The sequence below is a fragment of the Coprobacter fastidiosus genome (genome assembly GCF_030296935.1).
Taxonomy (GTDB): domain Bacteria; phylum Bacteroidota; class Bacteroidia; order Bacteroidales; family Coprobacteraceae; genus Coprobacter; species Coprobacter fastidiosus.
Window position 1 is genome coordinate 1,849,499 of the sequence record NZ_AP028032.1, and the last position, 25,579, is coordinate 1,875,077.

Here is a 25,579-nt window from a genome sequence, read left to right on the forward strand (position 1 = left end):
AAAAGAATCGACAATGAAATATAATGCTTATTTATTGGTATTTTGTATGTTGTTACTTTCGTCTTGTTTTAAGGACAAAGGGAATTACGACTATACGGACATCAATGACATCACGATCGGAGATAAAGGATTTGCAGCCGATACGATTTACAATGTACGGGCAAATGTAGATAGACTGACGATTACACCGGAACTGAACTTCTCATTAGACCCCGAAGAAAAAGGATCTTATAAATATGAGTGGGTCGCTGTCGGAACTCAAAAATATCCGGGAGAACGTTTTGTTCTCGGAAACGAACGAAATCTGGACTGCATCATAACACTTCCGGCTGAGGCTTTTACCCTTTATCTAAAAATAACCGATCAAAACACCAATGTAGTGTTCAGCAAAAGCGTAGAACTGAATGTAAGTACATCATATACCAAGGGGTGGATATTGGCTTGTGAGGATGACGCCGGAAATGTCCGCGTCGATATGCTGTCGATAAGCCGGGATACTTTGCATTTAAAAAATATCCTGACAAACAGCAGTAACGTTCCGCATAAAGATATTAATCTGATATGGGTAGATAATAGTCCCGAATTATATGAAGAACAAGTTTATGTATGCACGGCACATAATACTTTCAGATACGGACGTGACGAATTTGACCAACCTACGGAACTTACAATTTTCGATCCGGATCAAAAAGGATACCGCAACAACATAGTTATTACGGATATTCAAAAATTAAAAGACAAAAGAGGAATGTTTCTCGCTGACGGTAAAGCTTATGTTTTATCCAGTTCGAATGAAGGAGAATTCGGAAATCCGGTCAGCTATTACGAAGAAGAAAGCGGATATAAATATTTCAATATCGGGGACAAAATAGCTTGTAACCGTAGTGGTGAAGATATATCCGCCGCTGTCATCGATCAATTCATTTTATATAATACCGATGACAAAAGATTCACCTATCTAAGAACTTTGGCCAATAGTATGAAAGATATGGCTGATAGTGATAGCGACAACACGTTCAGTTGGAATACCAAAAAAGATTTTGCTCCTGACGGACTCGATTTCGTAACGACAATCAATTCGCTTTTTGGTAGCGGACAATCTGCCACATTGCTAAAAAATCCGGTCGATGGCAAACTATACCTCTACACTTACACGATTACACGTACCGGAGGCTCTGCAACTAAAGGCGGGAAATACATGGTTTCAGGGGCAACGAATATAGACCAATCTGAACTATTCAGTTTAACAAACCGACAAGGATACTTGATATATGCAGCCGGAAATACGTTATACGGTTACAATTTCAGAAACGGAAGTGCAGCCGTCGAACTTCGATCTTTTCCGGGCGAAAAAATCACGGCAATCTTCAATGATATTATCTCGGATCAAAAAGATCAAGACTTCTTTTATATCGCCACATATAAAGAAGGACAGGAAAATGGAGGGACTTTAAGAAAATATCAGGTAATCGACTCGGCAGATAAAATAGAAATTATCGATCAAGAAACGTGGGGAGATTTCTCCCGTATAAAGAATATTGCATTCAAACAATTCTAAAAAACAAATAACAAATTTATTCTTCAACCAAAATCATTAATTATCATAAATTATGTACAGTATGAAATACAAGTTGTTTGCTTTGTTGATTTCATTATCAGTAGCTCTGCCAGACGCAAATGCAGGATGGTTTAAGCGAAAAAGTAAGAAAAATAAAGGTAAAACCGAACAAACAGCACCAGCAAAGAAAAAAGATAAATTTGCCGATGCTATTCAAAAAGCGACACCCCACGACGGAGTATTTAAAGCATGGGTTACACCCAAAAACGAACTTCTTCTGGAAATAACACCGAAAAACTTGGATAACCTGTATTTGTTGGCAAACCGAGTATCGGAAACCAGTAACAGTTCAAACTTTACGGCAGGCGAAATGTTAGGTGATCCGTTCATGTTCTGTCTTTCAGCAGACACAAGCAACGTATATATGCATACAGTACAAACTTACGATAAAGTAAAAGAAGATGATGCCATCGCTGCTTCTTTCAAACGGAATTTCAATAATCCGATTTTAAAAACATTCAAAATAAAAGCATCTCGTAACGACACTTTATTGATAGACGTCACCTCATTTTTCGTATCGAACGAGAAATGTATCACTCCGATCCGCCAAAGTGTCCGCACAAGAGAAACGATGAGCGCCTCTTATGATGCATCAGCCTCAAGATTAAAAGAGGTGAAAAGCTTTGAAAAGAATATAGAAATTACCAGCATTCTGAATTTCAATATTACAGCAGGAGGATATACCCTTACAATGCGCCGTTCTATAATAGAACTTCCCAAAGAACCGATGAGAAGCCGTTATCAAGACAATCGAGTAGGATACTTCAGTTCCGGTTACTATTATTACACATCCGAAGCAGATAAAATTTTACCCAAAGAATTTATTCACCGCTGGCGTGTAGAACCGAAAGAAGAAGACTTGGAAAAATATTTCAAAGGAGAACTGGTAGAACCTAAAAAACAAATTGTCTATTATGTAGATTCTGCATTTCCTGAAAAATGGAGAGGAGCAGTAAAAGCCGGTATCGAAGACTGGAACAAAGCCTTTGAAGCAGCAGGATTTAAAAACGTAGTAGTAGCAAAAGATTATCCGACAGACGACCCGAATTTCGATCCGGACGATATTCGTTACAATTGCGTACGTTATATGACCAATGACATTGCTAATGCCGCCGGGCCGAGTTATATCGATCCGCGTAGTGGAGAAATTCTGGTTGGTGAAGTCATGTGGTATCACAATGTAATTTCGTTAGTCCACAATTGGCGTTTTTCTCAGACCGGAGCAGTAGATGCACGTGTCCGTAAAATGATTTTCGATGATGATGTAATGAATGAGTCTTTACGTTATGTAGCATCCCACGAAATCGGCCACACACTCGGATTGATGCACAATATGGGTGCAAGTTACTCCTTCCCCGTAGACTCCTTACGCAGTCCGTCTTTCACACAAAAATACGGAACTACTCCGAGTATCATGGACTATGCCCGAAATAACTATGTTGCGCAAAGAGGAGATTTTGAAAAAGGTGTACGGATGGTTCCGCCATTAATGGGGGTTTATGATATGCACGCTATCAATTGGGGGTATCGTATCTTCAAAGATGCAAAAACTGCAGAAGATGAATATCCTTACCTGAATAAAATCATCACAGATAAAAAAGGAGATCCGATGTATGAATTCGGAGCACAGCAGCTATTTCTCAATGAAGATCCTACCGACCAAACTGAAGATTTGGGAAATGATCATATTAAAGCCAGTAACTACGGTATCGAAAATCTGAAATATATTATTTCGAATATCGATAAATGGTTTGCTCAAGAAAATAAAAACTACGATGATATACAAGAAATGTATCTGGCCTGCGTAAGTCAATACATGAGATATTTGACTCATGTAATGCCTTACCTCGGAGGAGTGGAATATAAAGATATCGTACAAGACGGAAAAAGCAATTATGCAAAACGGTATATTACAAAAGATAAACAGAAAAAAGCGATGATATGGCTCACAGACCAAGCGCTGAATTGCCGGAAATGGCTTCTTCCTGAAAACATAATGAGAATTACCGGATTGGAATCTAACCTCTATGACAATTTCCAATACTCTATTGTAGGGAGAATCTTAGGTCCTGGAATCATGGGAAGCGTTTATGAAGGAGAACGTTCAGGACAAGAAAATCTATATACATTGGATGAGTATCTGAAAGATGCGACAAATGCGATATTCGTAAATACGATTAAATCAAAATCCCTGACTCAGGAAGACATGAATCTTCAAAATGCCGCAGTTGCAGCATTGATGAAATACTCCAACCTCGACCCGTCTATGAACAAAGGGTTAATGGGTGGATTGGCTGATCCGGAACAAGAGTTGAAAAAAATGATGGATTCGGTAGCAAAAGAGAGCAACGCTTTTTGTAAACAACACGATAAATGCAGTTTTCATAAAGACGAACAATCTTATGCCCGGCATAATATGACCCCTGCAAAATTATCCGCAGGTGTCGGTCGTCCGATTATTACCGCAACTTTGAAAAACATATTAAATCTGTACAAAGCAAAGAGGGGTACAGGAGATGCTCGTACAAGAGCATACTATGATTACCAGATCACAGTTATTCAAAAATTGTTTGACAAATAATAACTAATGGGAAGCGGCGGTTACCGCTTCCCCTATTTACTAACTAAATAATAAATGATCTATGAAAATTACTGATCTGAAATTCTTAGCCATCGCTTTATTAACAGTAACATTTTCATTTACATTGAACAGTTGTTCAGATGACGATGATGACAAAAAGGGAGAAGAAGTAAACTACACTCTGTCTTTAGCATCCGAAGACGATGCTTTACTGGAACTTCCTACCGACCAATTAGTCGATACGGTCGTTCACATCACGACAAATGCTCCCGCAGAATTGATCAAGGTAGAAGCTGTCGAAAATAACGGTTCTTGGTGTACTGCCAAAGTATTGAATAATACGACCATCTCAGTAAAAGCCGGCATTCATACGGAAAGTGACGACAGAACGGCGACATTCAAAATTACCGTACCCGGTGCAGAACCCGTTGAATTTACAATAACCCAATTGGGAACTGATACTCAAAATACGATCACTTTATCGGGTGTCCCCATGGAAAATAACATGTATACTTATACCACACCTTATAAAGACGGAGCTCCATTCAGTTTCGTTATTAAAACAAATGCCGGACGTTGGAACATGACCGTAGAAGATTGGAACGACCCTGAAGATGGAACTTATACACCCTGGTATAGTATCAACAAGACTAGCGGACGCAGTGGAGAAACAGTTGAAATCAAATTTACCCAAGCAAATGAAACCAGTATGATGAGAAATATAACATTAAATATCAGCGCAGGAACAGCAGAACCTGTGAGCATTTCCATCATGCAAAATCCTATGCCTGCAACAGAAATCACGGTTTGGGATGCAAATTGGGAAACAACAATCGCAAACAATACATTATTGAGTTTCAATGCTAGCGACATCAGCACAAGCAGAGTTGAATACGGTATCGACGCAAACGGAAGCATCGATGTAGCAATTTGTACTGCCGGAACATCAAATCCCATAACAGAAGAAGAATCTTGGTTAAATGCAAGTTACGGAATATACGGGAATGTTGTTATATCCCCCAAATCTGCTAATACCACAGGAGCGGACCGTAAATTAGATGTTGTATTAAAAGGCGGTGACGTTGAACTTTTCCGCATACCGGTAGTTCAGAAAGCCAACTAATATTTTTCCCTATTATAAAAAAACGTTCGTTTATTGAAACGAACGTTTTTTTATAATATCAAGTCTATATCAGCTTAAATAAATCAGGAACAAAACGGGAATCAAGATTCCTATTATAAATTCGATTCCTCCTCGTCCGATAATGCCCTTATTTCCTTTATTCATAAACAATCCGGTAATCGTTATGATAATCAGAGATACGGCAAACACATCGGAGAACCATGTCCACCAACGCATCGGATTATAATGCAAACGGTTGAAAGCACTCAATATCGGACGTTTTTTTACCGACTCATATAAAGCTTTACCGGTATTCATATCGACCTCCAAAGAAGAGCCACCTTTCAAAAAGACTTTCATTTGCTGATCCCCGAAATAATAGTGTTTCATATAAGCATTCTCTTCCCCGACTTGCTCAAGTAAAGCCAAAGTCTCCTCTTTCGACACTTTTTCCTGTTTCGGGAAATCGCCCTTCAACATAATTTCAGAACGAGAAATCCGATAATCCGAATTAAAATCACGTTTATGGTTCAATGCAATACCTGAAACCGCATAAACAATTATTATCCCGGCAAAAATAAAGGAAAGATCCCGATGAATGACCCGAAACCATTTGCGTATCTTAGCAGAAAAATTATTGGACGGCATATTCTGAAGCAACGATATGATACTGACTATAATAATTCTTGTTTTCTTTTTCGGCACGTTCCGCTATTGCTGCCCGAATTTCGGCAATTTGCTGTTTCAACATTGCTACCGCCTCAGGATTACCTTGCGGAGTCTTCAAACTTTCATCTAAACGGTGCTCCCAATCAGAAAGAAAAGCTTCATCCACTCGTTGTTCATTAATAACGACTTTTACACGAACGTTGTTATTTCTCAGATCATTGCTGAACGAACCGATTTGAGATCCGGCCTCTACATTGACAATCTGAGTCGTATCGCTTCCCATCAAAGTAATATGAGAACCGCCATGCCCGCAGATATCGACACAAAAACCTTCAACCTCCACCGTATCACCGATCAAGGAGTCTTGCAAAACCAACAAACTATCTACCTGATACACTTCATCTGTGATCTGATCAGAGGTTGTCGTTTTGGGCTGACACGCTACGACAAAAGAGAGTACCAATAATGATACACATAAATTTACTACTTTCATTTTTTTTATTTATTAAAATATTTGATTTATTTCTGCATAATAAATATTTATACACTACAAATATACTACTTACTTAATTAATTTCAATATAAAATATCAGCAATCATATTTTTCCAAACATCAAATCCGAAAAATAAAAAACTCGATAAAACGATTTTCAGTAATTTATTTCGGAAAAATTTCGTATATTCTTTCATTCAAATTAAAGTTTTTCTTATTTTTGCCAATAATTATTTCATATTATTGCAAATTACATCACAAAAACATACAATATAATAGTAAGTTATGAAAAACAACAAGACCGTAGGTTACAAAATACAAACGATTCGGGAAAATAAGAATATGAGCCGTAAAGAGGTAGCCGAACAAGCCGGATTAAGCGAAGAGCAGGTTACACGAATAGAAGAAGATATCGATTTACCGGCACTTGCCCCGCTATTAAAAATAGCTCGAGCTATGGGGGTACGGTTAGGAACATTCCTTGATGATCAGGAAGAGCTCGGACCTGTTATATGTCGGAATATGCAAAAGGAAAAAAGTATTAGTTTCTCTACAAATACTCCAAATGCATCCAGACACATGGAATATTATTCTTTGTCAAAATCGAAATCGAACCGCCACATGGAGCCTTTTTTTATAAACATAGCTCCAGCCCCGGCAAACGAATATGAAATGTCCTCACATGAAGGAGAAGAATTTATTATAGTCGCAAACGGAGAAATTGAAATCAATTACGGTAACGAAACATATGTCCTGAAAAAAGGTGATAGCATTTATTACGACTCTATCGTGCCTCATCACGTACATGCCTATAACAACCAAACAGCCACTATTCTCGCTGTAGTTTATGTTCCTGCCTAAAAACCGCTAAAATTCCAGACTATGCAATTATTTGAAAAAACATTAGGAGATTTTCTCGAATATTGGGCAGAAAAAACACCTGATAAAGAATTTATCGTTTACTCGGACCGAGACTTGCGTTTTACTTACTCAGAATTCAACAAACGTGTAAATAATCTTGCCAAAGGGATGATGGCCATAGGAGTCGAAAAAGACTCTAAAGTCGGTATTTGGGCAACGAACGTACCCGATTGGCTCACATTTCTGTTTGCATCTGCCAAAATCGGAGCAATTCTGGTTACTGTAAATACAAACTACAAACAACATGAGTTGGAATACCTGGTAGAAAATGCCGATATTCACACATTATGCATATCCAACGGTACATTCGACAGCGATTACGTCGACATGACCTACACAATGCTCCCCGAATTGAAAACCTCACAACGAGGACATTTGAAAAGTAATAAGTTTCCCTATATGCGCAATGTCGTTTATATCGGACAGGAAAAACATCGGGGCATGTACAATACAGCAGAACTTCTTTTATTGGGAAATACCATAACTGATGAAAAGTTAGAAACCCAAAAACAGAAATTCAACTGTTATGATGTAGTGAATATGCAATATACTTCGGGGACTACAGGCTTCCCAAAAGGAGTAATGCTTACTCACCACAATATCACGAACAACGGATATTGCATAGGGCAATGCATGAAATTCTCCGAAAACGATCGGGTATGCCTTCCCGTTCCCCTTTTCCATTGTTTCGGTATCGTACTCGGCATCATGGCGATCATCACCAATGGAGGATGTGCCGTAATGCTTGAACGATTCGATCCGCTTGTCGTACTGGCTTCGGTTCATAAAGAACGATGCACTGCACTATACGGCGTCCCGACTATGTTTATTGCCGAATTGAATCACCCGATGTTCAGCATGTTCGACCTTTCATCTCTGCGCACGGGAATTATGGCAGGATCTCTGTGCCCCGAATGGCTTATGCGGGAAGTAATGGACAAAATGTACATGAAAGAAATCACAAGTGTTTACGGACTGACAGAAACATCGCCGGGCATGACTCAAAGTAAAGTCGATGATCCGGTCGAAGTCAGAGCATCGACAGTAGGAAGCGATCTTCCCGGAGTAGAAGTGCGCGTAATAGATCCGGAAACTCTCGAAGAATGTCCGGTAGGTGTGCAGGGTGAAATGTGTTGCCGAGGATACAATATCATGAAAGGATATTACAAAATGCCGGAGGCCACAGCCGCCATTATCGATAAAAACGGCTTTTTGCATTCCGGGGATCTGGGAATAAAAACTCCTGAAGGCAACTACAAAATTACCGGGCGTATCAAAGACATGATTATTCGAGGCGGAGAGAATATATATCCACGCGAAATTGAAGAATTCTTGTATCAGATCCCGCAAATTAAAGACGTACAAGTTGCTGCCGTGCCCTCAAAGAAATACGGAGAAGAAGTCGGAGCATTCATTATACTGAAAGAGGGCGAAAGCCTGCATGACTGCGATGTAAAAGACTTCTGTAAAGGGAAAATTTCACGACATAAAATACCTAAATATATTTTCTTTATAGACCAATTCCCATTAACCGGTAGCGGAAAAATACAAAAATATAAACTAAAAGATTTGGGACTCGAACTATTAAAGAAACAAGGTATTACACCCGACTGAAAAAGCTTTTCCATCTACCTATAATTTGATGATATCCTTTTGTCTGCCTATCCGCACCGGAGAACAGACAAAAGGATTTTTTTTCAGGTCTGATAGAAATAGCTTGTTAAATTTACCCGCATCAACTTTGAGAATTTCTTTGCCAGAAATTTAGATGACAAAACTCTTAATCCAAACTATAACGTAACAGAAATTCCTGAACCTGCATATTTACCTTGAGGACAGCTGACAGTAAAACGAGTACGATTTTCTTCCGGGATATAAACTCCTCCTGAATATTCTCCGGAAATTTCAAAAACTATCGTTTTTAATTGCTGCGTAGGATCGGACATCGTTATTTTCCAACCATCTTTATAAGGCCGGAGTATAAATAACGCCGGAGTTACTGCAATAAAATCGCAATAAGCATCGAGATAAAGCAAACCCGGTTTATAAAATATAGCTGATATGAGATTATTGTTTTTTTGTTTTACAGCTTGGCACTCTTCTGTCCGGCTTAAAATATCCACTGACGAAAAAGCCTTCCGACTACTTTTATCAGAAGGTGTTACCATATAAGCATAACATCCCTGATGATTATCTAAAACACAAGTAAATATTTTTGCAGACTGTTCGGACATATCGTAAAATGCTGCTATTTCATGCCAACTACCAAAACTCTTTTTTACAAAAATACGTCCTTTTTGTCCCGGAAGAATACAATAATCCCAACCACCATGACTAACCAGACAGCTACTTTCTGGAGGCAACTCAAAAATATCATCTTTCAGAACAGATGTTTTCCCTTCAAAGTTTATGGTACAATTACCGGCATAATACGTTTGGTTTATCGTTGTCTGTAAAGAATCGCCCTTAGAACTTCTTAAACCATTTCCCAAACATACAAGCAAATCTCCGAACAAAAAATACCCCTTTTTCCCGGTTATCCCGTCACGATCGAGAGAAAAAGCGGCAATACCGTTTTCTCCATCAGCTATCACTCCTGAAAAAGCATTTCCGTTACGATAACCTTCCCATCCCAATAAAGGCAAATCTCTATAATTTGCAGGAGCAGTAATACCCGGAAGGCAATGCCAGTCCCACACCGGAAAAATATTCTCATATTCTTTTCCGTCTCGCATTAAAGCCGTCACACCGTCCCCTAAATAATATCCCTTCAAATTCTCTTTATTACCTGTCTCCGTAGCAATAACACGAGGAGATGAAAACCTCACGGAGATATAAGCTTTTGAGGTTTTACTAACCAGCATATCAGACCGATAAAAAGCACAAGTCCCGAAAGAGTCACAATCTCGACCTTCAGTAAGAATAGATCTGCACGATTCTTTATATCGACAAGCCCTCATACAATCGACATGAGAAATATCGTACAAAGCCTGTACTAATGCCAAGGCCTTTCCTCTTTGAACATTTTTAAACAGTTGGCGACCACAAGCGCTAAAATCCATTCTACCGTTCCATACAACACCATTTAAACCTTTTAACAAGTAATCCCCCAATATCCCAATCTGTTTCTCTGCAAAAGAAAATTTTGTATCTCGAAAAATACAAGCCCAATATGTCATATTCAAGGCGTAAGCAAGACCATAGTTTCCAAACTGAAGCTGAGGGCCGTGCAAATGATATGAATAATCAGGTTGTATTCCTTCCCCCATTGTCAAATATATCTCCGAAACAATTACATTACGGGCCGACTCCAATTCATCTTTATCTTTCTCGAATAACGCTTTATAGATAACATTTCCTGCTAACCACACTTTATTTTGTCCGGTCTTGCCTATACGAGAACGGCTCAACTGTTCAAGTGCTTTACTTCTTAAATCCTCGGGTAAATGATCTTCCATCATCAACAATGCTGGTCCGAGTATTTTATTAATTCCGATATCGGTAAACCACCAATTTGTAGAACAATTGTCGTAATTACACCAATAGTTCAATCCCGATAAAAACACTTTTAGCACCTTATCGTGACGATATAAACCTGATTTTACAGCACAATAGCTTTTTGCTAAATGAAAAAGACGAATTACATGAAAAGACGGGAGCCAAAGACTTGCACTTCGATCTTCATAATTTATATCCGGCCAACTTCCATCCGGCAACTGCGAAACGACCCAATGCTCTATCGTATCACAAGGTAAAAGAATGTTCAAGTATAATTCTTTAACAGATTGATCAATATACGAACCGTTATCTGTCAACTGAATAATCTCAGATACTATTTTTTCACCTTCATATAATGAATTCGTATGCCATTCTATTAAATTCTTCTTACAAATCTGTATATCTTCAGCATACACCATATTGAAGAGAAAGAAGAAAAAAACAGATAATATTTTATACGGGTAACCTCCCATGTATATCAATTTTCAAAAATTCTCATAATACAATTTTATAAACTCTATTTTTATGTCTGATTACCGTATATTCTGTCCTTCTTCTTTTAAGCGTTTCCGCAATAAAGTTACATCAACTTCATGCACATCCGGTTTTTCGGAACGAACAGCCAAAGCCCCAGCCAATCCGGCAGCTTCACCAGTCACCAAGCAAGCCGGCATAACCCGCAAACTGCCAAAAGCATATTCATCTGTAGATATACAACGGCCTGCTACCAAAACATTTTTCAATTTCTTAGGAGTAAGGCAACGATACGGAATACCGTGAGATTCCCCTTTGGAATAACGAGGATAACGCTTTTTCTTGTTCTTTTTATGGACGTCGATATAATAGCAATTCCGTCCTATTTCGTCATCAAAAGATCTCCGTGCCAGCCAATCATCTATTGTGAATAAATAATCGCCCACAATACGGCGGCTTTCTCTCAAGCCTAATAACGATCCTGTTGCCGAAAGATAAGAATCTCCGAAAATTTCCGGAGCAAACTCATGTAGTCCTTCATCCATTTGTTTCACCAGCTGCCGCCCTCGTATCATTGCATCCGAAAGATCTAAAGGATCAGTACTATTCACCTGTATATGTCCTGCATTGAACATCAAAAAAGAGGGTGCAGACATTTTTACATTAAAATGAGAATCAGGGATCAAAGGATACTTACCCGAAGCCAAAATTTTATGGATAGGGCTTTGCGGTTTGGCACCTTCTATCGTATAGCGGGCTTTATTATAATTTTGTTGATTTACATTCGCCATAGAAAAACAGAGTGTCGCAGATTGTACTTTCTCCGACTCATCTCCATGCAGAAAATCTGCACCGGCCCAGGCTGCCATATCTCCATCTCCAGTACAATCGATATATACTTTCGCTTTATATGCCGTCAGTCCGGCTTTATTCGACACGATAATCGAATCTATCGTTTCGTCATTTTTCATTTCCACAGCAGATAACTGAGTAAATAACAATACAGAAGCTCCTGAACTCAAAACCATTTCATCATATACCCTTTTCAATTGCTCGGTATTTATCGGTAACCAGTTATAACTGTTTTCTGGGACGTGAGGTACACCTTTTTTAGCCGCCCTCATTACTTTTTCAGCCAATCCGTTATAAATAATTTTCTCACCGTCGGTAAAAGGACACCATGCATTCATCAGTCCGGCAGTACCCATGCCACCCAGCATTCCGGTAGATTCGATCAAAAGCGTTTTCGCACCTTCTCTTGCTGCAGCAATAGCAGCAGTGCAACCCGAAGGTCCTCCTCCAACGACAATTACATCCCAACCCTTTGATATAGGAACAGAACGTTTTCTTAAAGATATTTTTTCTCTATCCTCTGAATTAATCGGTAACGCAGCAGAAACAGACGCAATACCCGATACGGCAACACCCATTAAACCCAATTGCTTTACAAAACTTCGCCGTGATATTTTATTTTTTCCCATACTCTTCTCTATATTAAATTATTCAACATTCCAATTATCTGTCCGAAATGAAGGGACAGGAATCCCTTCTGTACTATAAAGTTCCCCTTTAATCCAACTTCTAAATCCATAACGCACTGCGACAGGATTCTTTACTTGATCGTTCCAAACGACAATCCCCTTTTCTTTACCAATTACAGCTTTTGCAGGATAAAATACCCTATCCTCTCCAGCAACCTCAAAAAGCGTAATCGATTTATTATACGATGTCAGCCCGTTCGGAGCATTTTTAAACTGAAGTAGCATTTTTCCATCCTTTACAACATAAGAATCCAGTTCCGGGAAATCACAAGCTATAGCACGTTTCCCGTATGTCCTATTCATCGCCCAATAGATCAACCTTTTTGCCACAATAGATTTATTTGACGGATGAATGCACTTTTCGATTCCGGCATCTGTAATGACAACCATACCGCTATACGGAATATCCTTATACGCTTTCAACTGCGCCTCTCGTAGCAATGCACCATTCCCATTCGGATAATCATACGGAGCAACCTGAACATAATAAAAAGGTAAAGTATCGTTATTCCATGATTTACGCCAATCCTTTACCATTTCAGGAAGTAATCTTCTATACAAATCCGGATCTCCTACATTTGATTCACCCTGATACCACAGAAAACCCCGTATTCCGAAACCGGCAATCGGAGCAACCATTCCATTATATAAAGAAGAGGGTGCTCTACGATGCACTTTAAAATTACGGAAATCATTCGGGACAGAAATATTCATTGATTCTAAGCACTCCCTACTCATCCACGGCTGTATTGCTGAACCGCCCCAAGAAGTTTCAATCATTCCTACCGGAACTTTAAGTTGTTTTTGTAAAGTTTTTGCAAACAAATAACCGATAAGACTAAAATACCTAATCGATACGGAAGATGCCGTTTTCCATTGTCCTCTACAAGTGTCTTGAGGGATCAACTGTGCATTACGAGCTATACGTATTAGCCTAATTTGCTCATTATCAGCATCCATAAGAATATCATTTGCATGTAGAACTGGTTGGTTTAAACTTCCTCTGACCGTCATTTCCATATTCGACTGACCGCCACATAACCACACTTCACCCGAAAGGACATTACGTACTTCTGCCTTATCGGATTTACTTTTACACCAAATAGAAAATGGACCTCCGGCAGGAGGCGTCTTTATATATACTTTCCATTTACCCGCCGAATCAGAAGTTACCCTACTCCACTGTTTGCACCAAGATCCCCGTACCGCAACTTCGGTCATCGGATCTGCAAAACCCCATACCGGCACATAGGAATCTCTCTGAATAACCATATTATCAGAAAACAGAGATGCGAGTTTCAATTCTGCATGAACAACAGAAAAAGACAAAATACCGGTTATACATAATAAAATAAATCGACTCATAAACTTCTTATTTTATAATAGTTTATAGTTTCCCTATCGGATAAATTTTTTACTGATAACTCTGTCCGATAAAATCAATGAAAGCAGATAACACCCTGAAGAGAAAAACTTCGAAGGGAGATAATAATTTTCCATTCCGGAAACAAGAGACAGTTCCCGCTCGACAAATAATCTCCCGTTCATATCCGTAACTCTAAATAGAGCTTTTTGTTCTTTAGGAGAATATACCGAAAGATTTATATCCCCTTTTTCAGAAACATACTTCAGGTCAAAAGAAACCGTGTCGGTCTGTATCCGTTCGACAGATGAAAGCTCTTTTTTTTGAAAAACGGCATTCAACCCTCTCCCCGATAAATCTTTTACATTAAAACTCAAAACCAAAGGTTCATAAGAAAGAACAGTTACCCGCTCATCTTTTCTTATGATCGATCCGGCAGCCAAAGAGACCAATCTTATCATAATTTCATCGGTATTCAACATTGTCGGATCTGACACGGAAACCTCAATCTCGTTCTTTCCTTCACGTACCATAACCGACGCCTTTTTATCACAATATAAAAAAGGGACACCATCTACAGCGACATATTGAGAAGTCGAATTATTCCAAAAATTCGCGCCTACTATCCCCAATGTTTTTTCCATTACTGCTTGTACGGATGACGTATTGCTCAATATTTTTATATCAGGATCGGAACAGTAATTTTTTAACTGAGAAGTAGTACACGACGGGATCAATACATAACTATAACGATTTTCATCCGAATCAGTATCATCCGAACAATTCCCATGCTCTTTCCATAAAGTCAAATAATAATCTTTCTGTACCGCCGTACTACCACCTTCATTTATATCTCTCCATGATCCTGTTTGTTGTTGCCGTATTGCTTTCAAATCCACAGATTCCGGAAAATAATAACCGACTTCCATTCCGGAATACTTTCCGGACAAATGCGCCCAAGTAACACCGGTCAAATTCAACGGAGCTGTATCCGATCCGAATAATGCATTTTGCTTTACACCGTCTACTGTAAAAACATTCCGGTTATCCGAGACCAATTTTCGCTGATCGATATAAGTACACACATTCACCTGACTTTTATTTGTAATGCCGGCACCTAATGCGACCAGCTCATCATCAAACATAAACCATGATTTTTTAGCACTCACCACCGGATCTTTCGATTCATAGAACATGCCGGAACAACCATATTTTCCGGAAATACCGACTCCTCCTACCCATGATTTTTCAGACAAAGTTTTAGCCTTTGCCGTAGAATTTTCGGCCACAGTCGTTCCTGATATACGATACGGATTTACGGTTGCCCAAAAATTTCCCTCATAATGGTTCTGATCCGGAGTATATAGATAAACTGCACCATCGGCATTATGCCATCCTCTGATATTCTCACGATTGGTATTCTCATAATTATATATACGGGAAGAATACATGGATATTCCTACCGCATACGTCGGACGATGCTGCACTGCTCTGTCCATACAGGGAAATTGACGATAAACTTCGTAAACTTCCCGTACAGGAATATCGGTATTTTCTATCAACGCTTTTGTTTCTTTAATCGCTCGAATAGAATTCATGTACGCATAATAATCCGAAAAAGTTTTATCAGAAATCAACCAGTCTTTTACCAAAGAAGCAATCCTCAAAGAACTCTCTTCAGGAAGTAAATACCGCAACCGCATCAGAATCTGTACCAATGAACGTCCCCTTTTATGGTCTGTAGTAGCAGATCGGGCAATCTCCCGCCCTCTTACCATAGACATCATGCCTCCCCGAAATACAAGAGGCTCAAAAGCTCTCCATATCCATTCGGAAACCACATTTCTATTCTCTTCAGAAAAATCGATAGAAGAACCATGATATAATATCATCAAGTCGGTTAAAGTAGCTAACAACGATGTTCCGTAACCACCTGTGTACGGATGACGTTCGTGCTGTATAAACGAACCGTCTTCATAAAACCCGTCACCTTGAGTTACATAATCAAACAAAGGATTCAGACTATTACGAGCATAAATAACATCCGTTTCATTACCAGAAATAATGCCCCGTACAGCAATAACCGTCGCTATCCACGCCAGATTAGCACCTGTGTAATGTCCTACATCCGGACAAAAATGAAATACCGGAAGCAAATACTTGTTCCGTAAATCGGGAGGCATATTATCATACATCAAAACAATGACATTATTCAACCTGAGAGGAGCTCCGATTTTATAATCCCACCAATTTTGTCCCGAATCATTGGTACTTTCGTTATACTGATTCATATACATCCATTCCAAAGCCGAAAGAATGTCCGATTTCAATTGCTCATTCCGATACAAGTCCGATCCGTCCAAATTATAAGCCAGAGCCATGCTCTGCAACCGATCATACGATTCAGTTATATCGGCAGAACTGCCATATGAAAGATCGTTCCATAACCGAGATCTGCCGGAATCTTTAATCATCGCATCCCACTGCTTTTTTCCGGCCGAAGTCAAACTGGTAATTTTATTTTTAATTTCTATTACTTCCGGATCATAGGGATACCCGGTCAACTCATTATACCAATTAAGACGTAAATCGTTTAAATCCAAAGCCAATATAGGCAACGGTAAACAGAACGCAAATACTAAACAAAAACCTTTTTTTATCATGGTATTCATACTCATAGTAGTCTGATTTTAAGGTTCTACTTCAATTTCTACTTCTCTCACAACAGTTTGAGAACGGTCGACATTGGCATTAGTTGCTACAAAAGTCACTCTATACTTACCCGGTTCTTTATAAATATACTTATACTCCGACAAACGTTGCTCGGTCATGCCTTTCAACGGTGTAGGACGATCCGGACCTAAATCTATCTGCGATTGGCGAACTAAAGGTTTTGTTATCATCCAATTCTCACTTGCTTCCTGCGATGAAGTACCTGCCGGTCCAAGCAATGTTATAACCGATAAAATTGTCGAACGACAAGCTCCCCCAATTCCGGCATCAACTAATGAAAACCCTGCTGATGACATATCAGCAATAACTTGTTCTCCGAATAAATTAGTCTCCGTCGATAACTGGAAATCCCGAACATACCATGTTCGACAAGCCCCGGCTATCGCCGTAGCCTGATTAACATAGCGTAATCCTATATATACAGGTTTACCTTCTTCCATAAATTCATTCATCTTTAAAGTTCCCGAATTGACATAAGTCCCGTTCGTATTACCCGTAGCTATCGTAAAACGATCGGTTATATCAGTCCATGTAGCAGCTTTCACATGTGATATATCCGAATAGTTTCCGTTAAAGTCTGATGAAATCAATATCGAAAAATGATTCTCCTGGACTCCATACTTAGTCGCTGTACTGAAAGACAGATTATAATCTCCACTCTCCAATATTCGATGCTCTCGACAAGAATATTCGCTATATACTTCACCGGTAAATACAGAAATAATATCAGGATCTCCGGTAAACTCAAATACAGCCTGTTCGCCGGCCTTTATTTTAGGCGTAAGCAATGTAACCTTAAAATCTTCTACATCACCGCTCAATTCCATCTGAGGATCACAAGCAGTTACCCCAATCAGCCCCCAAAACAATGAACCGATATATACAGAGGCTCTAAATATCTCTTTTAGATTTATACTTATTTTTTCCATTACCATTGAGGATTTTGAGTCAACTTTTTATTTAAAATCATTTCTCGTGCCGGAATAGGGAACAAAAGATGCCTTTGTGATACATTCCGGAAAGCTAATACAAAAAATTGCCCGCTATATTCCATATCGATCAAATTTTCTATATTTTTCATATTTTCGACAAGCTTACCCCATCGGATAAGATCTTGTTTTCGCAATGCCTCAAAACATAGCTCCCGAGAACGTTCATTCATAATTTCCTCTTGGAAAGATGTCTCATTGAGTCCTGATAAATCACAGGATTCCGGTTGTGTCAGATCGGTTTTACCGTTTACATCCAATAACCTGAAAGCCCTGCGACGCACAAGATTTATAGCATTATAAGCCTCCTGAGTAGGGCCATGATTTACAGCATTATCAGCTTCAGCAAACATTAATAAGACATCGGAATAACGCAACAACGGAAAGTTTTGTGAAGTAGCATTATTCGCTCTCGGATAAACAGTCTCATATTCCCGACGCCATTTACCGCAATAACGTTTCCATGCATCAAAACCTATGGCTTCCGGACGCGGAATATGAGAGCCGTCCTTACCGTATGTATAAGGTGCGATTGCCCAATCTCTTCGCAAATCACCCGTATCATATAAACGGTAAAGATATGCTGTAGCACTTATATGCCCATAGGCCAACCCTATTTCCTCGCTCTCACTACGCAAACCCAGCCAAGCTCCGACACGCCCCGTCTCACGATAAGAATTTTGGGCATTACCCCAAAACTCCACTTCCCAAATACTCTCTTTTATGTCATATTTATCCTGTGCATAATTGATGAATACCTGACTATAATCCGGATGTAAACGATGACCTGATTCTGTATCGTCTATTACTTTTTTTGCCCACGAACGAGCTTCGGCATAACGACTTTCATCATTTAACGGATTACCGGCCATACGCAGACAAACCCGAGCTAAAATACCTCGTACCGCAGATTTCGTGACCCGACCGCCGAATCCTGCTTCCGTAGCCGACTGAACCAAATCTTCAGCCAAATCCATATCTCCGATAATCTGTTCATATACCTTTTCCGAAGGAGTTCTCCCGACTTCTTTATTTTTGAGATCAACAGCAGGAGACAATATCAAAGGAACATCGCCCCAATGTTCTACTAAAATAAAATAATAATATGCTCTCAAAAAAAGAGTTTCGCCCTTTATCCGGTCTGCCAATAAAGGATCGACAGCAGGTTTCTGTTCAAGGCTCGCTAATACAAGATTGGCTCGATTAATTCCATCATACAAAATTTTCCACAGTCCTTGTACTATATTATCGGAAGTAGAAAAATTATATACTTGAGGACCTTCCATTACCTCTTCCCGGTTAAAATAACCTTCATCAGCCTCATTTCCCATACGACAGATATACTGCTGACCATAGAAAGCCGTATTTCCCAAAATATCATAAACACCGGCTAATGCATATTCCAACTGATCCTCCGTTTCGTAATAAGTCAACGACAAAAAATCATCCGGCTCTGTATCCAAAAAATCTGAACATGATGATAAAAAAGCCGAAAGACAGGCTACAAGAATATAATATTTATATTTCATACTATTCTAAATTTAAAGTTTCAAAATGTCGTTTTCAAACTGAACATAAATGATTTAGCCGAAGGATAGGCCGAATAATCGAATGAAGGTGTCAAAATACTGCTTCTTGTAGAAACAGACGGATCCATCCCCGAATATCCCGTAAATGTCACTAAGTTTCTTGCTGTAAAACTCAAATTTAAAGAACTGAGATATATCCTCTTCAACCATTTCCGCGGGAAATTATACCCGAAAGTCAGATTCTGCAACCGCAGATAAGAACCATCTTCCAGAACACGAGAAGAATGATACCCTGCAGGACCTTGTCCTCCTGTCCGAAAATATTTATTGCTTCTATTTTCCGGAGTCCACCTGTTTTCATAACTTTTATACTGATTTATATCTGTAGCCACCAGAGCATTCCCTTCGAGAAAAAGACGATTGGCGTTATAAACATCGTTACCATAAGACCAACTTAAGAATATTCCCAATGAAAAGCCTTTATATGTAAATGTATTATTAAAACCTCCGGTATGCAACGGTTGCCCCCGACCGATAATTGTCTGATCATAAGTATTGACAACTCCATCGCCGTTTAAATCCCGATATTTGATATCACCCGGTTGTATCACCGACCGTTCATTTCCGTTGGTCGGGACATTATCTTTAAGAATATATTTCCCCGGTGAAGGCTGGTCAAAATCTTCTTCTTGATAAATTCCATCAAACACATATCCGAAAAACATTCCCGTCGGTTGCCCCACCTGCGCAACATACAGCGGAGAATTATTAAAATTCGTATTCAAAGGAACAAAAGAATACAGATTGCGTTGATTTCCGGTAAGAGACAATATTTTATTACGATTAAAACTTATGTTGAAATCACTTTCCCAACGGAAATTCCGAGTTTTAACATTTACGGTTTTCAAAGATATTTCCAATCCTCGGTTTCTCATTTTTCCGACATTTTCATAGGCCGATTCAAAACCCATTGTATAAGGAAGATCTGCCAATAGTAACAAATCCCGGGTAATTTTTTGATACCAATCGACCGTCAGTTGTACTCTATCTCTAAAAAATCCGATATCTACTCCAATATCGAACTGACCTGTCCTTTCCCACTTCAATTCGGAGTTGGAAATACCCGAAGGAATAAAGCCATGTGTTGGAGTGCCGTTATTGAAAGAGTAACAACTCGCAATAGGCAATCCTATCGAAGGATAATAAGAAAAATCAGAAACCCTGTTATTGCCCGTTTCTCCATAACTTGTTCTCAATTTACCGGTAGAAATAAAAGAGACTCTTTTCATAAACGGTTCTTCTGAAAAATTCCAGGCAAATGCACCTGACGGAAAATATCCCCACCGATTCCCGGGTGCAAATCGAGAAGATCCGTCACCTCGGAATGTAAACGTAAATAAATATCTCGAATACAAACTATAATTTACACGTCCGAAAAAAGATGCCATAGTATAATGCGTATTATCCGACGTTACCGTGTAAGGAGTTCCCTCACTTAAACCATCGATTCCCAATTCTTCGTTCGGCACTAAAATTGCAGACGAGCCGTAAGTCGTGTTCCTTCCTCCTTGTACCGAAAATCCGGCAACTGCATTCAAATGATGAGCGCCAGAAAATGTTTTATTATAAGTTACCGTATTCTCATTACTCCACACCGAACGTTCATCATTGAGAACCGATCCCCACTGGCCTCTTGTATTCAATTTATTCAAAGGACTTCCTTGTGTCGTTTTCGAATTATTAAAGGTCTCTCGCCGTTGCATCCGTTTATTTAAAGCACCGGTAATCCGAATAGTCAATCCGCTAAGTGGTTTTGCTTCCAAATAAGCGTTCGTCGTAAGGACCTTTAACCGGGTCTTTCTCGACTCATTCGCATTTGAGAGTACCGGATTGATCCGTACATCAGTTGCCGACAGGTTATCCTCATCCACAATTTCATCCAATATATCCAAGCTGCCTCCGGTTCCTACCGGCCTATATGCCCACGTACGATACAGCAAATAAGTCGTAGAATTGCTTTCAGTATCACCCGTAGCCAGGTTTTGTCCGAACTTTGTCATTTCAGTATATCCGGCATTTAATCCGGCAGAGAAAAAGCGATTTATTCGTTGATCCAAAGAAACTCGTCCTGTATATCGATCATATCCGGAATTATCAATAACTCCATTCTGATTATAAGTAGAACCGGAAACGGAATATTTCGTACGATCATTACCGCCTCTTATACTCAAGTTATATGTCATCAGCAAAGGACAATCATTCTGTATCTCATCTTGCCAATTTATCCCTTTCATATTTTTATAATCGTCCAAAGTCATATTGCATCCTGACAAATAGCGTCTCTCGGTAATATCCGGCTTTAGTTCGAGATTATAACGAACAAACTCATACGGAGACATCATCTCCATCTGTTTGCTGATTTCTTGCCATCCCAACGATGCACTGAACGATATAATCGGGCGACTTTTCCGTCCTTTCTTTGTCGTTATGACCACAACTCCATTAGCAGCCCGAGCTCCATAAATAGCCGTAGCCGAAGCATCTTTCAAAATATTTAAGGATTCTATATCATCATTACTTATCGAAGCCGCATCAAAATCTTCCATAGGGAAACCGTCTACGACATATAACGGAGAATTATCTTGAGTCAAGGAATTATTTCCACGAATCAATATTCCGGGAGTCTCTCCGGGTTGCCCGTCAGAGGCCTGTATCTGTACACCGGCAACACGACCTTCCAAAGCCTCGCTAAAAGAAGATACCGGAATGGTTGACAACTCGTCCATGTCTACTTTCGCAACTGATCCGGTCACATCTTTCCGGGAAAAAGATCCATATCCCATTACTACGACTTCATTCAACTGACGCACATCTTCGGTCATAATAACCCGCAACTGCTTATTTTTTTTCACAGGGATTTCTTGAGATTCATAACCGACAAACGAAAATATCAAAACCGAAGTATCAGAAGACACAGAAATAGAAAAAGCTCCATTCGCATCACTCATCGTTCCTCGGGAAGTTCCCTTTAACATAATACTGACACCGGGCAGCATTTCCCCTTTCTCATCCATTACTTTTCCCGAAATATTACGGTTTTGCTGAGCATAAACAGAAACACAGGATAACAAAACAAGAAAAAACATATATACGAACCGCCATTTTCGTAATAATGACAGTAGATAGATACAATAATAATCGTTTATTTTCATGGCCTGACATATATTAGGTTATTTCTTTAATACTCTATCTTTGAAACGAAGCATAGCTTCGAGATAGTAATAATCGGCATAGCTCAAAGGGACATCTATTTCCCTATTCCCGGGCAAATAACCGACAGAATGTTTCAGAATAAAGAATTTGTTTGTTCCCGGCTTGGCTGTATAAGCCGGAGAAGCCAAAGCGCGCAATTGCGTCTCGGCAACAGCAAGATATTCATCAGCTTCATCTGCCTTTACATAATCACTCAATTCTATTAGGGCCGAACATATTATAGCACCTGCCGAAACATCTCGATATGCATGAGGAATATTAGGTGCATCAAAGTCCCAATAAGGAATTTTATCTTTAGGCAAATTTTTATGACGAATGATAAAAGATGCGATCTTGCGGGCCATTTCGAGATAAGACTTATTTCCGGTCTCCCTATACATCATCGTATAGCCGTATAGCCCCCAGGCTTGTCCCCTCGCCCATGCACTTTCGTTACTATATCCCTGATGCGTCTCTTTTTTCTCTACTGCTCCGGTTTTAGGATTATAAGAGACAACATGATATGAACTGTTATCTTTTCTAAAATGGTTTTTTAAGGTCGTATCGGCATGCCTGACGGCAATATTCTTAAATACCGGATCACCACTTGTTTTATATGCCCACATCAATAACTCCAAATTCATCATATTATCGATAATAACCGGAAAACTCCAACCGCATTTACCGGTATCCCAAGATTGCGTACAACCCACTTGAACATTAAAACGAGAGCTTAACGCCTTTGCTCCAGCCAACAGGACATCTTCTGTTTCTTTATCCTTTCCGCATAACCGCCATTTATTGCCATAGCTGCAATAAAGCATAAAACCGATATCATGCGTTTTATTATTATTTTTTTGTGTCTTCAGATAAGTTGTAAATTTCTCAGCATTTTTACGAACAGTAACGTTTCCCGTATACTCATAAATATACCAAAGAGATCCCGGGAAAAAACCGCTCACCCAAGAAGACGGAGATACCCGATGTAAAGATCCGTCCGGCAAAATAGAATGAGGTAAAAGGCCCGGAGTAGAAGACATCTCGTTTATTAATCCTGCATATTGAGAACTTGCGTTTTTGAAAGCTTCATCAATAACTTTGCTCATACTGTTTTTTTGAGCAATTGTATTATTCGCAAATAGTAACAAAGAAGCTATCAAAACACATATTTTTTTCAAAACAAGTATTTGCATATATGTATATCTTAGAACCGACTCAGACCTATCCCCGAGCTTTCAAATATCAGATGAGACAAGAATAAGCCGGTAGTTTTATAATAAAAAATTAACACCTACACTTTTTCATTTACAGAAATGTTATCAATATAAAAAACAGATTTCGCACGACTGAAATCTTGTCCCCCATCGACAGCAATTCTCAATTCAAAAGGCTCATCAAAATTTAAACTATGAGATTTCTTATCCGAAACGATTTTTCCTGATCCAAAATCCACTTCTACGGTGTATAAATGCCAATCATTATCACCCGTTATATTGACATTTTCACCACGACCGGCAATCGGTTTATTTCCTTTACCTTCTGCAAAACCGACAAAAGAGACATTCAGTATTACAGGTTTAGCTGACCGAGCATAAAACGACACCTTTATTTTTTTTCGACTTAATTGAAGACCTTTCTGAGCTACAAAATTTTTATAACGGGTATCGATCCTATCATTACAAACAAATCGTAGAGATTTATCTCCTTCATACGCAACATTTACAACAGGCATTATCGATGAATTCGGCAAATTATTTTTATACCATTCTCCATTCTCAACCCCTCCACGTTTGGTTTTTACCGTACCTTCTTCAAATCCGGCATTCATCAACTTATTTTCTTGTGCCCAAAGAGATGATAATCCCCCTAACAAAACAGCAATCAATAATAATTTATTTCTCATCACTTTTAGATTTTAAACTATAAGACTCCTTCCTAACGTATAACTCGATACACTTTATTCCCATTCATCTGCACCAAATACACCCCCTGTGGCAAATCAAATACCGAAGAAGAACCATCAACATATGCCGATTTTACCAAACTTCCTGTTGCTGTATAAAAAGAGACTTTCCCCTCAATACCGTTCACGACAATTCCCGAAGAACTACCATATATTTCACCAGAACAATTGTCGCTATAAGATTTTATACCGGAAGCATTTCCTGCAACAATACTCACATTATCCAATGCAACATAAGCATTTTTACCCGTCATATCTTGCGGACCGGCAATACCTATACGAAAGGTAAAAGGCTGAGTAAAATCCCATTCCGTTTCTTCTAAAACATCAGTTACAGTTCCGGCCATAACTTTACCGGAAGAGTAATCTAAAACTTTTGTGTATTTTCGCCATACATCATCAGCCGGAATAGTAAACACGCCATTTCCTAAATCAACTTTATTCGCACCTGCAGCATTTTTCCCTACCAATGCAAGATAAATATCCATTTCTGCATTTTTTCCCTTTGCCCAGAAAGTAAGTGTATAGACCTGTTTCTCTACTGCAGCAGCTATTTCATCTCTTCTATAATAAGTTTTGGCAGTAGTCAAAATATTTGAATTTCCATGAAGCCTCATAGTCTTACTTCCCCCATCTTCCAACGGCAAATCAGGACTATGATCTACTATTGCGGCATCACCTCTAACCATTTGAGAAGCGACTATCCAGCCATCCGAGTTTTCAAAATCTCCATTCGTAATTAAATTTTGGGCTTTAGAAATAACTCCAGCTAATAAAAAAACCGAAAGAAGCAGTAATCTGTTTTTCATAATCTAAAATATTTAAAGGTTAA

General features: G+C 39.1%; 17 protein-coding genes. 5 read left to right on the forward strand and 12 right to left on the reverse strand.

The features are described from left to right. Positions 1-13: 13 nt before the first annotated feature. The 3 genes from QUE35_RS07315 to QUE35_RS07325 all read left to right on the forward strand — a co-directional run bounded on the left by QUE35_RS07315 (position 14) and on the right by QUE35_RS07325 (position 5,322). The gene (locus tag QUE35_RS07315; protein ID WP_022603159.1) at positions 14-1,558 is read left to right on the forward strand and encodes a PKD-like family lipoprotein; all 1,545 of its coding nucleotides are present in this window, start codon (positions 14-16) and stop codon (positions 1,556-1,558) included. Positions 1,559-1,619: 61 nt separating this feature from the next. Continuing rightward, positions 1,620-4,199: a zinc-dependent metalloprotease gene (locus QUE35_RS07320; RefSeq protein WP_031258968.1), complete on the forward strand. Its 2,580-nt coding sequence runs from the start codon at positions 1,620-1,622 to the stop codon at positions 4,197-4,199. A 61-nt stretch (positions 4,200-4,260) separates the two neighbouring features. Continuing rightward, positions 4,261-5,322 (forward strand): BACON domain-containing protein, encoded by a 1,062-nt coding sequence (locus tag QUE35_RS07325; RefSeq protein WP_022603155.1) that lies wholly within the window; start codon positions 4,261-4,263, stop codon positions 5,320-5,322. A gap of 69 nt (positions 5,323-5,391) precedes the next feature. Here the strand turns inward: QUE35_RS07325 and QUE35_RS07330 are convergent, their stop codons facing one another. Both QUE35_RS07330 and QUE35_RS07335 read right to left on the reverse strand, forming a co-directional pair. Then, entirely contained in the window at positions 5,392-5,970 is a 579-nt protein-coding gene (locus QUE35_RS07330) for a PepSY-associated TM helix domain-containing protein (protein ID WP_022603154.1), read from the reverse strand. Beyond that, positions 5,957-6,484: a hypothetical protein gene (locus tag QUE35_RS07335; protein ID WP_022603152.1), complete on the reverse strand. Its 528-nt coding sequence runs from the start codon at positions 6,482-6,484 to the stop codon at positions 5,957-5,959. The genes QUE35_RS07330 and QUE35_RS07335 overlap by 14 nt, the downstream gene beginning before the upstream one ends. 285 nt (positions 6,485-6,769) lie before the next feature. Between QUE35_RS07335 and QUE35_RS07340 the strand changes: the two genes are divergently transcribed. Further along, on the forward strand, positions 6,770-7,345 hold the full coding sequence (locus QUE35_RS07340) for a helix-turn-helix domain-containing protein (protein ID WP_022603148.1): 576 nt from the start codon (positions 6,770-6,772) through the stop codon (positions 7,343-7,345). 21 nt (positions 7,346-7,366) lie between these two features. Next, positions 7,367-9,019 carry an AMP-binding protein gene (locus QUE35_RS07345; protein ID WP_022603146.1) on the forward strand — a complete coding sequence of 551 codons (1,653 nt, stop codon included), beginning with the start codon at positions 7,367-7,369 and terminating at the stop codon, positions 9,017-9,019. A gap of 176 nt (positions 9,020-9,195) precedes the next feature. On the opposite strand, the gene QUE35_RS07350 is transcribed toward QUE35_RS07345, so the two are convergent. The 10 genes from QUE35_RS07350 to QUE35_RS07395 form a co-directional block, all read right to left on the reverse strand. Then, positions 9,196-11,376: a polysaccharide lyase family 8 super-sandwich domain-containing protein gene (locus QUE35_RS07350; protein WP_022603144.1), complete on the reverse strand. Its 2,181-nt coding sequence runs from the start codon at positions 11,374-11,376 to the stop codon at positions 9,196-9,198. A 60-nt stretch (positions 11,377-11,436) separates the two neighbouring features. Further along, positions 11,437-12,858 (reverse strand): FAD-dependent oxidoreductase, encoded by a 1,422-nt coding sequence (locus QUE35_RS07355; protein WP_009317967.1) that lies wholly within the window; start codon positions 12,856-12,858, stop codon positions 11,437-11,439. Positions 12,859-12,876: 18 nt separating this feature from the next. Beyond that, entirely contained in the window at positions 12,877-14,283 is a 1,407-nt protein-coding gene (locus tag QUE35_RS07360; protein WP_022603140.1) for a sialate O-acetylesterase, read from the reverse strand. Positions 14,284-14,316: 33 nt separating this feature from the next. Further along, the gene (locus tag QUE35_RS07365) at positions 14,317-16,959 is read right to left on the reverse strand and encodes a polysaccharide lyase 8 family protein (protein WP_022603138.1); all 2,643 of its coding nucleotides are present in this window, start codon (positions 16,957-16,959) and stop codon (positions 14,317-14,319) included. A gap of 12 nt (positions 16,960-16,971) precedes the next feature. Beyond that, entirely contained in the window at positions 16,972-17,943 is a 972-nt protein-coding gene (locus QUE35_RS07370) for a DUF5017 domain-containing protein (protein WP_169721148.1), read from the reverse strand. Beyond that, positions 17,943-19,532, reverse strand: a complete 1,590-nt coding sequence (locus tag QUE35_RS07375; RefSeq protein WP_022603134.1) for a RagB/SusD family nutrient uptake outer membrane protein — start codon at positions 19,530-19,532, stop codon at positions 17,943-17,945. The genes QUE35_RS07370 and QUE35_RS07375 overlap by 1 nt, the downstream gene beginning before the upstream one ends. Positions 19,533-19,552: 20 nt before the next feature. Continuing rightward, on the reverse strand, positions 19,553-22,744 hold the full coding sequence (locus tag QUE35_RS07380; RefSeq protein ID WP_031258966.1) for a SusC/RagA family TonB-linked outer membrane protein: 3,192 nt from the start codon (positions 22,742-22,744) through the stop codon (positions 19,553-19,555). Between the two features lie 18 nt (positions 22,745-22,762). Further along, positions 22,763-23,977: a glycoside hydrolase family 88 protein gene (locus QUE35_RS07385; RefSeq protein ID WP_022603130.1), complete on the reverse strand. Its 1,215-nt coding sequence runs from the start codon at positions 23,975-23,977 to the stop codon at positions 22,763-22,765. Between the two features lie 98 nt (positions 23,978-24,075). Next, positions 24,076-24,687, reverse strand: coding sequence for a hypothetical protein (locus tag QUE35_RS07390; protein WP_022603128.1), 612 nt, complete (start codon positions 24,685-24,687; stop codon positions 24,076-24,078). 32 nt (positions 24,688-24,719) lie between these two features. Further along, complete coding sequence (locus QUE35_RS07395; RefSeq protein WP_022603126.1) at positions 24,720-25,556, reverse strand: T9SS type A sorting domain-containing protein; 837 nt, start codon at positions 25,554-25,556, stop codon at positions 24,720-24,722. Between the last annotated feature and the right edge of the window lie 23 nt (positions 25,557-25,579).

What these genes read in the sequence shown, in the direction of transcription:
- QUE35_RS07315 (WP_022603159.1), top strand. Translation starts at nt 14, where the DNA reads ATGAAATATAATGCTTATTTATTGGTATTTTGTATGTTGTTACTTTCG.
- QUE35_RS07320 (WP_031258968.1), top strand. Translation starts at nt 1,620, where the DNA reads ATGAAATACAAGTTGTTTGCTTTGTTGATTTCATTATCAGTAGCTCTG.
- QUE35_RS07325 (WP_022603155.1), top strand. Translation starts at nt 4,261, where the DNA reads ATGAAAATTACTGATCTGAAATTCTTAGCCATCGCTTTATTAACAGTA.
- QUE35_RS07330 (WP_022603154.1), bottom strand. Translation starts at nt 5,970, where the DNA reads ATGCCGTCCAATAATTTTTCTGCTAAGATACGCAAATGGTTTCGGGTC.
- QUE35_RS07335 (WP_022603152.1), bottom strand. Translation starts at nt 6,484, where the DNA reads ATGAAAGTAGTAAATTTATGTGTATCATTATTGGTACTCTCTTTTGTC.
- QUE35_RS07340 (WP_022603148.1), top strand. Translation starts at nt 6,770, where the DNA reads ATGAAAAACAACAAGACCGTAGGTTACAAAATACAAACGATTCGGGAA.
- QUE35_RS07345 (WP_022603146.1), top strand. Translation starts at nt 7,367, where the DNA reads ATGCAATTATTTGAAAAAACATTAGGAGATTTTCTCGAATATTGGGCA.
- QUE35_RS07350 (WP_022603144.1), bottom strand. Translation starts at nt 11,376, where the DNA reads ATGGGAGGTTACCCGTATAAAATATTATCTGTTTTTTTCTTCTTTCTC.
- QUE35_RS07355 (WP_009317967.1), bottom strand. Translation starts at nt 12,858, where the DNA reads ATGGGAAAAAATAAAATATCACGGCGAAGTTTTGTAAAGCAATTGGGT.
- QUE35_RS07360 (WP_022603140.1), bottom strand. Translation starts at nt 14,283, where the DNA reads ATGAGTCGATTTATTTTATTATGTATAACCGGTATTTTGTCTTTTTCT.
- QUE35_RS07365 (WP_022603138.1), bottom strand. Translation starts at nt 16,959, where the DNA reads ATGAGTATGAATACCATGATAAAAAAAGGTTTTTGTTTAGTATTTGCG.
- QUE35_RS07370 (WP_169721148.1), bottom strand. Translation starts at nt 17,943, where the DNA reads ATGGAAAAAATAAGTATAAATCTAAAAGAGATATTTAGAGCCTCTGTA.
- QUE35_RS07375 (WP_022603134.1), bottom strand. Translation starts at nt 19,532, where the DNA reads ATGAAATATAAATATTATATTCTTGTAGCCTGTCTTTCGGCTTTTTTA.
- QUE35_RS07380 (WP_031258966.1), bottom strand. Translation starts at nt 22,744, where the DNA reads ATGAAAATAAACGATTATTATTGTATCTATCTACTGTCATTATTACGA.
- QUE35_RS07385 (WP_022603130.1), bottom strand. Translation starts at nt 23,977, where the DNA reads ATGCAAATACTTGTTTTGAAAAAAATATGTGTTTTGATAGCTTCTTTG.
- QUE35_RS07390 (WP_022603128.1), bottom strand. Translation starts at nt 24,687, where the DNA reads ATGAGAAATAAATTATTATTGATTGCTGTTTTGTTAGGGGGATTATCA.
- QUE35_RS07395 (WP_022603126.1), bottom strand. Translation starts at nt 25,556, where the DNA reads ATGAAAAACAGATTACTGCTTCTTTCGGTTTTTTTATTAGCTGGAGTT.